The sequence below is a fragment of the Salinibacter sp. genome, assembly GCF_042218895.1.
Taxonomy (GTDB): domain Bacteria; phylum Bacteroidota; class Rhodothermia; order Rhodothermales; family Salinibacteraceae; genus Salinibacter.
Map to the genome: position 1 here is coordinate 1 of NZ_JBDGQQ010000040.1, position 12,718 is coordinate 12,718.

Sequence of the window (12,718 nt, forward strand, 5' to 3'; positions counted from 1 at the left end):
TCGGCAGCACGTGCCACGGCGCCGGGCGCCAGATGAGCCGCCGCCAGGCCCGCAAAGTCTCCGGCAACCGCAACGTCACTGCCGAGCTGGCCAACGAGGGCATCATCGTGCGCGGCGAGAGCCGCCGGACGGTCCGGGAGGAGATCTCAGAGGCCTACAAAGACGTGGCCGACGTGGTGGAGGCCGTGGAGGGCGCGGGCCTCTCCAAGAAGGTGGCGCAACTCCGGCCCCTCGGCGTCATCAAGGGGTAAAGGGAAAGGGGGAATGGGCAATGGTGTGAAGTTGTCTTCGTAAAGAACCTCTGCCGATCTGCATACCGGTAGATTGCCTTCTGCTTCGCCATGCCCACGAAGCAGCCCCCTGTGTTGGGGACCTTCACACCGACGGATGTCCATTTTGGCGGCCCCAAAATGGACGAAAAGGGCTCGGCTGGCAGAAAATGGCCTGAGGCCCGCTCTCGCTCCACTGAAATTTATCGAACTCGCCCTCCGTTCGTCGGGCTCAGCCCAGGACTACTTCCTCGCTTCGCTCAGGGCGCGGGCATGATAAATTTCGGTCGTTCCGCGATCGGGGGCCTCCGGGCGGCCATTTTCTGAAGGCCGGGGGTCGGCTATCGGGGGATCTCTTACACCCAGTCAGGGGAGGCTCCTCAGAGCAAACAACTTCATACTATTGGGGGAATGGGGAAGTGGGCGCGTGGGGACCGTGGTGCCCCCCAGCACCGCGCCAGGGAGGCTTCCCGGAACGCGAGCGGTACCGGAGGAGGCAGTATTTCCCGCGATCGGGAACGTTGGGCATTGCCCCACCTCCCTGCCCATCGGTTCGTCTATGTCCGCCTCGCCGTGCCGATTCTCGTCCGTAATGCCCGCAACGAGTTCGTCGAGCGCATACTCCTCCGGCGAGACGGCCTGGATGGTAATTACACCATCCTCGACTTCGACCTCCACGACCGACCCTTCACGAATCTGGACCCGATCAGCGAGCGGACGCGGAATGCGAACGCCCAGGCTGTTTCCCCACTTTTCCACTTTCTGCCGCATGGTCCGTACCGAGTGAATTCGTGGACTGCGAGTTTAGACTCCCACGTTCTCAGCCCTCCCCCATTCGCCCTCTCTCCCATTCCCCCACGCTCCCACGCCCAAACGCCCACACGCAGTCTTACCCCCCGTCCGCCCCGATCGGAGTGCCCCCGTCCCCTGGCGCCTCCACCCGGGTTCGGAGCGTCGGCAGGGCCTCGGGGTAGTGCTCGCGCACGTACGCCACGAGCTGCTCCCGGATCTCGCAGCGCAGGTTCCAGAGCGTCGGCGCGTCCGTGGCGCTCGCGATGGCCCGCAACGTAATCGTCCGTTCCGAGGCATCCGTCACCTGCAGGCCCGCCACGTCGCCGTCCCAGTGCTCGGAGGCCTCCACGATGCGGTGCAGCTCCTCGCGAAGGTCGTCAACCGGCACCGTGTAGTCGACGTAGAGGAAGACCGTGCCGATGAGGTCCGACGAGGTGCGCGTCCAGTTTTGGAATGGGTTTTCGACGAAGTGGGTGATGGGGAGGACAATGCGCCGCCGGTCCCACACGCGCACGACGACGTAGGTGAGCGTAATCTCCTCGACCCAGCCAAAGTCGCCCTCCACGATGACGACATCGTCCACCCGGATCGGTTGGGTGAGTGCAATCTGAATGCCTGCGACCACATTGCCGAGGGTGCGCTGGGCGGCGATGCCGACGACGATGCCAACGATGCCGGCGGAGGCGAGGAGGCCAGTGCCCAGCTCGCGGAACGGCTCGTATTGCATCAACACAATCCCGAGCGCCAGGACGACCACGACGGTGGCCACGATGCGCCGCAGGATGCGCACCTGTGTGACGATCTTGCGCGCCTTCAAATTGTCCGGCTCGTCCGTCGTGTAGTACTCGCTAATGGCCTCTTCGCCGGCGTGGAGGAGCGCCAGGAAGGTCCAGGTCGCCGCGACGACGAAAACGATGTGGAGCCCGCCCGTGAGAAAAGGAAAGACCGTGTCCGACAGGGCGTCGCGAACGGCGGGCAGCGCGGCGTAGACGCACAGGACCGGGACGAGCAGGCGAAGGGGCCCGCGAATCCGGCGCAGGAGCGCCCCACGGAGGGGCAGTCTCCACTCGTTTCCGCGCGTGAGCACCCGGAGGAGCCAGAGGACGCCGGCGTAGACGAGCCCTCCGAGGACGGCGGCCCCGAGGAGAACAAGCACGGCCCCAATCCCCGAGTTGCCAAACGCGAGTAGCGAGTCGCTGGAGACCTTGTCCATGAACATGCCTCGGTTAGTGCACGAATCGCACGATCCCTTCTCTGCGCGCCGCCCCGGGACCGGTGCCTACTCCGCTACCTCCAGGGCCTCGTCGAACTCGACGCCCACGAGCTTTGAGACCCCCTGCTCCTCCATTGTCACGCCGTACATGCGGTCCGAGAGGTCCATCGTGCGCTGGCTGTGGGTCACAAGAATGAACTGCGTGTCGTCCTCGAAGCGGCGCACAAGGTTCATAAACCGCTCCACGTTGGCGTCGTCGAGGGGCGCATCGACCTCATCGAGCACGCAGAAGGGGCTGGGCTTCACGAGGTAGATGGCAAAGAGGAGCGCCGTGGCCGTGAGGGCCTTTTCGCCGCTGGAGAGTTGGTCGAGCGTGACCGGGCGCTTGCCCCGCGGCTTGGCGACGATCTCGATGGCCGAATCAATGGGCTCGTCTGGGTCTTCGAGCCGCAGCTCGGCCGACGCGTCGCCCCCGAAGAGCTCGGCAAAAATGTCATCGAAGCTCTCGCGAATCTCCGTGAAGGTGTCGAGGAAGCGTTCCGACGCCTTCGTATTGATTTCCGCGATCGTGTCGAGGAGCGTCTCTTCGGCCTCCTCCAGGTCCGCCCTCTGCTCCCTCAAAAACTCCAGCCGCTCCTTCTCTTCCTCGTATTCCTCTAGCGCGAGGGGATTGACGTCTCCGAGCGCGTTGATTGTGCCCCGCAGGCTCTTCACCTCGGACTGCGCCTCAGACTCGTCAAACCCCTCCGGTACTGAAATGGGATTCTCCGCGAGGTCGCGGTCGAAGTCCGCCTCAATGCTTTCCAGAAGGTCTTGGATGCGAGTCTCTACCTCCGCGCGCTCCACGGCAGCATCGTTCTCTTGCTCAAGGGCCTTCTCGCGCTTCCGCCGGAGGGTGCGGAGGTGCGATTCGGCCGCGTCGATCTCCTCTTTGACGTCCTGGACCGCCTCTTCGGCGTCTTCAACGGACCGGTCGTGCGTCTCACGCTCGCCGCGAATCGACGCAATCTTCTCGTCGAGCTCAGTCTGCGTGTCGAGGGCCTCCTCGATGGTGGACTCGAGATCGTCGATCTTCTGCGCCCGTCTCTCAGCGCGGCGGTCGATGTCCGCGATTTGCTGGCGGGTGCGCTCGAGGTCTTGCTCGAGGCTTTCGACCCGATTCCGGGCCTCAACGGCTTCGACCTGGGCCGCCCCGAAAGCGTCGACGGCCGCTCGCTCGCGGCGCTCGGCTCCCTTGAGGGATTCCTCGGCGTTGACCCGCTTCTGGCGCAGGGCCTTCGTCTCTTCCTCGGCGGCCTCGACGCGCCGCCGAAGCTGGTCGATTTGCTCCTCGTGGTCGGCAAGGTCTGCCTCAATGTCGTCGATGCGTTCCCGAAGTTTGGCGCGCCGCTCCGTGGCCGTCTTGCGCTCGTGTCGGACCCGCTCCAGGCGTTGCTTGGCCTCAGCGAGCGCTGTCTCGGCCTCGTCGACGGCGGTTTCGTGGGCGGCCCGATCGATGGCTTCAAGCTCGGCCCGGGCGTCTTCGACGGCTGCCTCCTGCTCGTCGCAGGCCGCCCGCAGCTCGGCCCGTTGCTCGCGCGCCCGGTCCAGTTGCTCGCGACGGCCGATTCGGCGGGCGGCCGGCGAGCTGCTGTCCTGCGGGCCTCCGCCGTGGAGCATCCCTCGGGCGTCGACCCACTCCCCGGTGCGGGCGAAGATGCGGGGCGCTCCCTCGGCCGCCTCGGCGACCGCCTCGGCCCTGTCGAGCGTATCGACGAGGTAGCAGTCGTGCAGCAGCACGTCGGCCAAGGGCTCGTAGTCGGGCTTGGTGGTGCGGACGACCTCGCGGAGGGGCACGGCGTGGTCGGGTGCCGAGTGAGTCGGGACCGCGTCGGGCAGGCGGTTGAGCACGAGGAACGAGGCCCGCCCGTTTTCGGCCGCCCGCAGACGAGCGACGGCGGCCCGCGCCTGGTCGGCCGTCGGCACGACGACGCAGGAGGCGAGGTCGCCCAGGGCCGCGTCGAGCGCCAGGCGCACGTCGTCGTCGCAGCTGAGGACGTCGACCACGGTGCGCAACTCGCCAGGCGGTTCGTCCGCCGTGGCCAAGAACTGAACGGCCTCCGAGAATTCGTCGTAGCTCCCAACGAGGTCTTCGAGGAGCTCAACCTCCGCGTCGGCGGCGTCGAGTTGGCGTTCCAGTTCCTGGAGACGCTCCCTGGCCTCCACTAGGGCTTCCTCGCGCTTCTGGTGCTCGGCCTGGGCTTCGTCGAGCGCAGACTGGGCGTCCTGGAGATCCGCCGCGGCGGTGTCACGCTCGGCGCGGGCCGTCTCAGCCCGGTCGTCGAGCGTGCGGATTGTTTCTTCGAGGTCCTCAAGCTGCTGCCGGGCCCGCTCCCGCTCGTCCGTCAAGAGTTCCCGGCGGTTCGTGAGCTGATCGAGGGTCCGGCGGCGCTGCGCATGCTCCTCCGCGGCCGCCTCGGCTTTCTGCCGGAGCTGCTGGACCTGCTCGCGGAGCTCGTCCGCGGTCGTCTTGGCTTCGTTGCGCTCGGTCCGGGCCGTTTCCAGGGCCGTCTCGGCCACGTCGAGCGCGGGACGTGCCTGTTTCAGGGCCTGTTCGAGGCGCTGCCTCTGTTCGAGTAGGGCGCGGCGCCGCTCGCGATCCTCCTGCTGGGCCTGCTGGGCCTCGTCCCGGTCCTCGCGGGCCCGCGTCAGGCGTTCGCGCTGCAGCCGCTGTTCGGCCTCGAGCTCCCGTACACGGGTCCGGTGCTCCTGTAGCGCCTCACGCCGGTCCTGGAGGGTCGCCTCGCGCGCCCGGAGCTTCTCGCGCAGTTCCTTCAGGCGCGTCTCCGCGTCCTGCTCGTCGGTTGCCAGGGCCTCAGCCCGGTCGGCGTGCGCGTTCTCACGGTCCTGAAGCTCCGTCCGTCGGTCCGCGAGCCGGTCGTATTCGACCTGAGCGAGCAGCACCTCCAGACGCCGCAGCTTGTCCTCGGCCTGTTGGTGCCGCCGGGCCTTTTCGGCCTGCCGCCCGAGCCGCTCGACCTGAGTCTCCACCTCATCGGTCAGATCTCGGACCCGGTCCAAATCGGACTGCGTGCTATCGAGCTTCCGGAGGGCCTGGCGTCGGCGCATCTTGTACCGCGTGATGCCGGCCGCCTCCTCAAGCATGCGACGGCGGTCCTCGGTGGACCCGGACACGAGCTCATCGACCATTTTCAGTTCGATGACCGAGTAGGCGTCGGCCGCCATCCCGGTGTCCATGAACAGGTCGGTGATGTCCTTCAGGCGGCACTGGGTTCCGTTCATCAGGTACTCGGAGGTCCCGTCGCGGAAGAGGCGACGGCCGATGGTGACCTCGGTGTACTCCGTCGGCAATACCCCGTCGGTGTTTTCGATGGTGAGCTCCACCTCGGCCATGCCGAGCGGCCGCCGGCTCGAGGTCCCGTTGAAGATGAGATTCTCCATCTTTTCGGACCGAAGCACTGTGGGCCGCTGCTCCCCGAGGACCCAGCGGATGGCATCGACAATGTTCGATTTGCCGCATCCATTGGGCCCTACGATGGTCGTGACGCCGGGATCGAACGTGAGTGTGGTCGAGTCGGCAAAGCTCTTGAAGCCCTGTAGTTCAAGTTTGCTGAGGTACATGTACGATGCGTGGTCACCAAAAGCAGAAGTACAGCATCGTCAGGGGCACGGTGCGGAGTGTGCAGAAGTCACCACCACTCGACCGCGGGGGACGCAGCGTGCCCCTCCCCCTGACAGAACGCGTTCCGCGTCTGGGGTCAAATCTGTGGGCTGGATCGACCGCAGGGCTAGAGATTGGTTTAAGTAAACGGGTGGAGTGCTGTTTTGCAAGCGAGGTGACCCCGCTAGAAATCCCCGTTCACGGCCGTCTCGACAGGGTTTTAACTCCGGGGGCGTGAGACTTCTGTTATTGAATCCGCCCAGAGCCCGATTCTACAGCCCGAGGCGAAGGAACGCCGACCACGTTCGGGTCCGCCCACGAGTTGGAAATTCAGCCCCGAGGTCCGAGAAGGGTTGGTTCTCCACGTTCTGCGTCACGTCCACGAGCCCCCACTTACGGCGCACAGCGAGATTGAATTTTCGCTCTCCAATCGAAATGGTGGCCCCGATCCCCAACACGATCCCTGCGTTGAACCGGTCGAAGAAGGTCGCGTCGCTCGGGATCGGAATGTTGAGGTTGCCGGTACCGGGCGTCTGGCGCTCGAAGAGCTTGACGGCCCCGAAGCCTCCGGCCTCCCCGTAGGCACTGACTGATTGTACGGGGGGCGCCGTCAGGTGGACCAGCAGGGGCAGCTCGAGGTATCCGGCTCCGTACTCAATGGCGCCCCCATCATCCGCGCCCACCTCTGCGCCCTCTTGGCTCAAGAGGAGTTCGGACTGAAGCGCGAGCGGCCCGTACGAGGGCGTCCGGACGACGCCCCCTCCGACGAACGACCAGCGGGATCCAAGAGCGGCCGGAGACTCTAGTGTCGCCCGGTTCACGCCGAGGGTAAGGCCGTACTGAAGCCCACTCTGACCCTGAGCTGGCATAGGGATCATGACGAGGAGGCCCCCTAGGAGCAGAACACTGGCGCAGTGACGCATGGCAGGTTGGCAGGATGAGTTGGGCAAATCTGCCCCTGCCAACGGAGAGCCGGACCGACGGATCCTGAGCGACGAAGGCCAGACCCTTCTCGCGTGAGAACTCGTGCTCCCAATCGGGAAGGGCGCAGAAGTGACCGGTCAAGCGCACCGAGGGAGAGGAGCCACGATCACCAGGGGCATTTTGCCCTGAACTGTACCCCGCTTGGGACACCAGAAGGCCGAGAGACAGCTGCTCGTCCCGAATCCTCTGGTCGCATTCCGCCGGCGTAAGATGTTCTTCTGGATGATCTCCCCGTTCTTGAGAAAACAAGGAGTTTTGCGCTGGAGGCCCCGGCTCAGCCCGGCCCCACGGGCGCACAGTGGCGTGACGCCCGCCGAACGGCTCTGGTCGGAGGTCCAACCATGAGCTGCGGCGGGCTGCCCGCCACAAGTTGAGGGACGAGCGGGACGATCACACCCTGGAGGAGTGGGTAGACGAGCAGCCCGGGCAGACCGTGGCCGTCAAGCTGCTGCACGGCGTGCTTGACCGGGAAGAGGTTCAGCGCTTTCAGGCCGAGCGGCCCATCCTGGCCGCGCTCGCCCCCCGAACCTCACCCGCATCCTCGACGGCGGAGCCCCCTCGAAGGAACGGCCATACTCCGTCGCGGCGAGGCAACCGTCGGGTCCGGGGCCTCTCCCTCGCCAACCACACTTTTTAGGCCGCCCCCAACAGTGTAAAGTTGAGCATTCGACCTGAGGTCTGGCAAACTCTCCTGACTGAAAAACCCACGGCCTCGAAGAAAACGGTGTCTCGGACGGGGCGGAGGACGCAACGACCGAAATCATCACTGTCCGAACGAGCAGTGCGAGTGAGTTTCGATGATTTCAGTGGAGTCCGGAGCCCTGTCAGCCGTTTTCTTCGCAGCCTTGACCTTTTCGCCCATTTTGGGTCAAGCCAAAATGGCCACCCCAAATGGATGGTAGAGCCCACTTTTTCGGTACCACGACCGTCCAGACGGATCGAGAGAGCAGGTGGCAATAGCTCCGGAGTGAACTTTACGCCATTGGGGCCGCTCCAAAACACAGCGGATCCATCTCTCCCCCGAGGTGTCCAAGATATCCGGCCCTTCCGCATCATTCGGCGTCCTCTTCGTCGGAGAACCTGCTGCGTCCGCCGACAGGGCAACGCTGGCCCGACGTGTGCTCTCCTCGCCTCGACCTGTGGGGACATTCTCCACGTGGGGCCTTTCCCCCTCACGTACCCCGAAGCAGGACCGTTGCCGTGAAGAGACACCGATTTTTTGCCTGTATGGTGAAAAGCCGGTTGCTTCTGCATGGGGGCTCTACGGGCCCGCACGAGGTTGTGCCGCGAGTCCGTCCCGGAGACGCCAAAGCCCGTTCCGGGGCGGTACCGCCTCCCACCTTCGACGTTTGCCTCTGATTCCATCGACTCCAGTTTCCGTGCTTACCATTCAACGGATTCTCTTCACGACCGACCTTTCCGAAGGAGCCCGGCGGGCCTTTCCGCAGGCCGTCCACCTCGCAGACCGGCACGATGCGGGCCTTCATGTTCTGAACGTGACCAATCCTCGCCGGCACGACGGGAGTGAAACGACGGCGTCGTTCCCGGTCTCTCTCGACACACTCGCGGATTGGTTTGCGACCTCTGCCCGTGAGGAGAACTGCCCTGATCTTGCGACCATGTCGATCACCCAGAAACAGGTGGAGTCGGAGTCGCCCCCGGAGCGGATCATCGACTACGTCGGAGACGAAGGCATCGACCTCGTCGTAATGGGGACCCACGGGCGCCGCGGGGTCAACCGGATGCTGTTCGGCAGCGTGACCGAGGAGGTCCTCCGGAGGGCCCCCTGCCCCCTGCTCACCGTGCAGACCGGGGCGGACATGCCCTCAGCGCACACCGCACAGCGCATTCTTGTGCCCGTTGACTTCTCCGAGGCGTCCGAGACGGCCCTCCGGCACGCCGCGGAGATTGCATCGACCTACGGGGCAGAGCTCGACCTTCTTCACGTTGTGGAGGAGATGGTGTACCCGTCCAATTATGGGTTGGAGCCGTCGAACTTCCCCGCCAAGGATATTCTGGGTCGTGTCGAGAAAAGTCTAGACGATCTGGTCCGGGAGGATGTAGGGTACGAGCACGCGAGCGTGGGTGCAACGGTCGGGCATCCCCCTACCGCGATCCTCGACCACATGGAGGAGAACGAGACCGACCTTGTCGTCATCGCGACTCAGGGTCGGACCGGCCTCGAGCGAGTCCTGGTCGGCAGCGTGGCGGAGCGTGTAATTCGGCAGTCTCCCGCGCCCGTCTTCGCGCTGAAGCCGGATCAGAAGTTTTTGCTCCCCACCCCCAGCGCGGATACAGGCACGACCGAGGAGTAGCAGCGGAGTGCAGACGCCGCGCACCAACCGCGCAACGCAAACCAAGCGTCCTGGTTACCGAATAGTTTTGATTCGCACGGTTTTGGGCACCGAAAATCCCAGGCGATTCCGCGACGTGGACGTCGGGACGCATTTTTCCGGTCACGCCCCCGTTCCGAAGGAAGGAACGAATGACGTCGGAGATGTCGGGTACGGCGGCCCATGCCCCCCGGCCGGGGACGGTCCGCACCGCTATTTCTTTCGGCTCTACGCGCTCGACAGTGTGCTGGACCTCGACGAAACCGAGTTCATCGGGACATATGAGCGCTAATCGGCGGTGTCCCCGAGCGGCATCGCAGCCTGTCCGGCTGCGGGCACAGGAGGGCTGGTTCCAGACGGAGCGGGGTGTGCGTCCTCATGCCCCGCCCGTGCGCTGCGTCCGTCCCCAGCCCCGGGCCCCTCGTCGAAACCGGCCCACACGGGCGGGTGCCGGGGGCCGAGCGGACCGTTGGCGGACCGAAAAAATAATTGTTATACTCCAGTTACCTGTTGCTTCGGCAGATCGTCTCGGCATCATTTCCACCAACTCCCTACCGTCATGCTCTTCCGACAGATGTACGACGAGAAGCTCTCACAGTATGCGTACCTGATTGGGTGCCAGCAAACCGGCGAGGCCCTCCTCCTCGACCCCGAGCGCGACATCGACCGGTATCTTGCTCGTGCTCAGGCGGAGGGCATCGAAATTGTCGCCGTCGCCGAAACCCACATCCACGCCGATTTCCTCTCTGGCGCCCGCGAGTTCGCCGAACACGTCGACGTGACGCTCTACCTCTCCGACGAAGGCCCGGAGGACTGGAAGTACGAGTGGGCCCGGCAGTCGGAAACACAGAATGGCGACTACGACGTCGAGTGGCTCCGCGAGGGCGACCTCTTTCGGGTCGGGAATGTTGAAATCGAGACGCTTCACACCCCAGGCCACACGCCCGAGCACCTGTCCTTTCTCGTGACCGATCGAGGCGGGGGGGCCGACGAGCCGATGGGCATCGCGACCGGCGACTTTGTGTTCGCCGGCGACCTCGGGCGGCCCGATCTGCTGGAGTCGGCCGCAGGAGTGGAGGGGGCCCAGACCCCGGCCGCCCGAGCGCTCTACCGGTCCGCACAGCGGTTTCTGGAGCTGCCCAACCACCTGCAGGTGTGGCCGGGGCACGGGGCCGGCTCGGCCTGCGGAAAGGCCCTCGGCGCGGTGCCCCAGTCGACGGTCGGGTACGAGAAGCAGTTCAACCCGATGATCGGGGCGGCCCGCGAGGGCGAGGACACGTTCATCGACGCCATCCTCTCCGGCCAGCCGGAACCGCAGATGTATTTCGCCCGGATGAAGCGGGCCAACCGGACGGGGCCGCCCGTGCTGGGCGAGTTGCCCGCTCCGGATGAGCTCACCGTTCAGCAGCTCAAGGATGTCGCTCGGGATGAGGAGTCCCTTCTCATCGACACGCGCCGGGACCGGTCGGCGTTCTTGGACCGCCATGTGCCGGGCGCGCTCTACGCCCCGATGAACAACACCTTCAACACGGTCGTCGGCTCGCTGGTCGAGGACGCGGCGACACCGATCACCCTGATTATTGACGAGGAGGATGTCGAAGAGGCCGTTCGGGACCTCGTGCGCATCGGATACGACGCCATTGAGGGCTTCGCCGAGATCGAGACCCTACGACGCTATTTCCGTGAAGGGGGAGAACGCGGGACGATCGACGAGATCAGCTTCGACGACGCCGGTGCGTTACGACAGCAGGACGACACGGAGGTGCTCGACGTGCGCTACCGCTCGGAGTACGAGGAGGGCCACGTGGAGGGGGCCTTGAATGCCTCCTACACGCGCCTGCCAGAGTACGAGGCAGACCTGCCGACCGACACGACCCTGCTCGTGCACTGTCAGAGCGGAGCCCGCGCCGCCGTGGCCGCGGCCTACCTTCGCCGAACGGGCCGCGAGGTCGCCCACATCAACGATCACTTCGACAACCACGCAGCGGCACACGCGGACACGATCGCGGCGTAGCTCGGGGCCGCGCCGATCGTCGGCCCGGTTCGTGCTCGTGTCTGCGCCGTTTCGGCCGATGGGGCTCGGGCTGGCCGCCGGGGCAATAATCTGGAGGGCCTTCGTGGAACTCGTTCCGGGCGCGCTCGGGGGGCGTCCGGCCCCACCTAGGAGTGGCGGCCACACTCGTCTTCGCGGCCCCGTTCGCCTGTCAGAACTCTGCACTGCACCTGTGAAGCGGGCCCTCTCTGACTGCGACTACGGCACTTGGTCGGAGGGCGCCTACCCGCCCGGTCGTAAAAACGAGTACCCTACTCGTTGCCAATGATTGGTTCCCCCTCGCAGGGTCCGCTGGGAAGCAAAAAAAGCCCGCCGTCCCGAGGGCGCTCGGGGCGGCGGGCGCAATTGCTAAGGGTAATGCGACGCGATTAGAACCCAAAGAGAAGTCCCCCTGTGATGCCTACTCGTTGAGTGTCTCCCAGCGTAATGTTCAGCTGGGCAAACGGCTCTATTGATCCGACCGGAAACCGGGCGCCCCCGACGAGATTGAGACCAATTTCGGTCTCGCTACTCGACGTTCCCCCGACCGTCCCTCCACCGGGGATATCTACGCCCTGAGTCTCGAAAGAAACCCGCGTAATTCCGAGGCCTCCTCCTGCGTACGGCACGAAGGACTGGTTTTCGATCCCGAACTCATAGAGGGCATTCAAATCGACTGCGAAATACGTAGTGTTTTCAATATCCGTCAGATAGTAGTCGAAGGAGGCGTTTGCCACGACCGGCAAATCTCCCAGATCGGCTCGTCCTTCAGCGCCAAAGAACAGAGTCCCAGCGTCTGAAAGATCTCCGACCGGAAGACCGATTCGAGGGCCAATTTTGATTGTCGCCTCTGACCCCTCATCTTCCATCTGGGCGTGGGCGCCGGGCGGTAGAACCAAGCCGAAGGTGAGAAGGAGTCCAGCGACGGCTACGGTAAGGCGTTTCGCGAGGGTCATAGCAGGCGTGCTAGTTTTTTCGGAGGGGAACGAGCGAGTACGAGGACCCCTGAGACCGCTCATGCAGCGGTTTTGGCTAGGGTTGTCCTAGCATCCACCGGGCGGCCCTCGTCTCGTGGAGAGTACTCAGAGGCTGAAGCGTACGTACGGAGAAATGCCCCGCCACGGACCGCCGAGAACGAATGCTTCTTCTTGGGACGATGCCCGTCACTGACGGGGACAACTGGACGAGGGCCAGGGCGGAAAAGTCTGAACTCTGTGCACCACCTTTGAGTGCGAAAGGAACTGCGCGGAGTGGACACGATCAGACTTTAGTAATTAGTAAAGAGATCTGCAAATTTTGCCCAACGGGCGGTACAGAAAATTCATTTTTTTGGGCGCCTAGATTTGGTATCGTCGAGATGAGATCATCCTTCATTACGAGATGAGATTGCACTTTTAGCGCTCAAAACTCTTTCGCTTCCTCCAACACGCATAA

10 protein-coding genes are annotated in these 12,718 nt (G+C 64.5%); 5 read left to right on the forward strand and 5 right to left on the reverse strand.

Annotated features, from left to right (window positions below; genetic code table 11):
* A partial coding sequence (locus ABEL04_RS04350) for an RtcB family protein (protein ID WP_375801162.1) occupies nucleotides 1-251 on the forward strand: 251 nt, incomplete at its 5' end.
* Nucleotides 252-635: 384 nt separating this feature from the next.
* Here ABEL04_RS04350 and ABEL04_RS04355 read toward each other — a convergent pair.
* The 4 genes from ABEL04_RS04355 to ABEL04_RS04370 form a co-directional block, all read right to left on the reverse strand.
* A complete protein-coding gene (locus ABEL04_RS04355) occupies nucleotides 636-1,040 on the reverse strand; it encodes an AbrB/MazE/SpoVT family DNA-binding domain-containing protein (RefSeq protein WP_375801163.1) in 405 nt (134 codons plus the stop codon).
* A 118-nt stretch (nucleotides 1,041-1,158) separates the two neighbouring features.
* Complete coding sequence (locus ABEL04_RS04360) at nucleotides 1,159-2,274, reverse strand: mechanosensitive ion channel family protein (protein ID WP_375801164.1); 1,116 nt, start codon at nucleotides 2,272-2,274, stop codon at nucleotides 1,159-1,161.
* Between the two features lie 66 nt (nucleotides 2,275-2,340).
* Nucleotides 2,341-5,895 (reverse strand): chromosome segregation protein SMC, encoded by a 3,555-nt coding sequence (gene smc, locus ABEL04_RS04365; RefSeq protein ID WP_375801165.1) that lies wholly within the window; start codon nucleotides 5,893-5,895, stop codon nucleotides 2,341-2,343.
* A 312-nt stretch (nucleotides 5,896-6,207) separates the two neighbouring features.
* Complete coding sequence (locus tag ABEL04_RS04370; RefSeq protein ID WP_375801166.1) at nucleotides 6,208-6,858, reverse strand: porin family protein; 651 nt, start codon at nucleotides 6,856-6,858, stop codon at nucleotides 6,208-6,210.
* 431 nt (nucleotides 6,859-7,289) lie between these two features.
* On the opposite strand from ABEL04_RS04370, the gene ABEL04_RS04375 reads away from it, so the two are divergent.
* From ABEL04_RS04375 to ABEL04_RS04390, 4 genes are all read left to right on the forward strand, one after another.
* Nucleotides 7,290-7,556, forward strand: coding sequence for a hypothetical protein (locus ABEL04_RS04375; RefSeq protein WP_375801167.1), 267 nt, complete (start codon nucleotides 7,290-7,292; stop codon nucleotides 7,554-7,556).
* 742 nt (nucleotides 7,557-8,298) lie between these two features.
* Nucleotides 8,299-9,234 (forward strand): universal stress protein, encoded by a 936-nt coding sequence (locus ABEL04_RS04380; RefSeq protein WP_375801168.1) that lies wholly within the window; start codon nucleotides 8,299-8,301, stop codon nucleotides 9,232-9,234.
* Between the two features lie 115 nt (nucleotides 9,235-9,349).
* Nucleotides 9,350-9,544, forward strand: coding sequence for a YbhB/YbcL family Raf kinase inhibitor-like protein (locus ABEL04_RS04385; protein ID WP_375801171.1), 195 nt, complete (start codon nucleotides 9,350-9,352; stop codon nucleotides 9,542-9,544).
* 267 nt (nucleotides 9,545-9,811) lie between these two features.
* Nucleotides 9,812-11,266 carry a rhodanese-like domain-containing protein gene (locus tag ABEL04_RS04390; protein WP_375801169.1) on the forward strand — a complete coding sequence of 485 codons (1,455 nt, stop codon included), beginning with the start codon at nucleotides 9,812-9,814 and terminating at the stop codon, nucleotides 11,264-11,266.
* A 407-nt stretch (nucleotides 11,267-11,673) separates the two neighbouring features.
* Here ABEL04_RS04390 and ABEL04_RS04395 read toward each other — a convergent pair whose 3' ends face one another.
* Nucleotides 11,674-12,240, reverse strand: coding sequence for an outer membrane beta-barrel protein (locus ABEL04_RS04395; RefSeq protein WP_375801170.1), 567 nt, complete (start codon nucleotides 12,238-12,240; stop codon nucleotides 11,674-11,676).
* Between the last annotated feature and the right edge of the window lie 478 nt (nucleotides 12,241-12,718).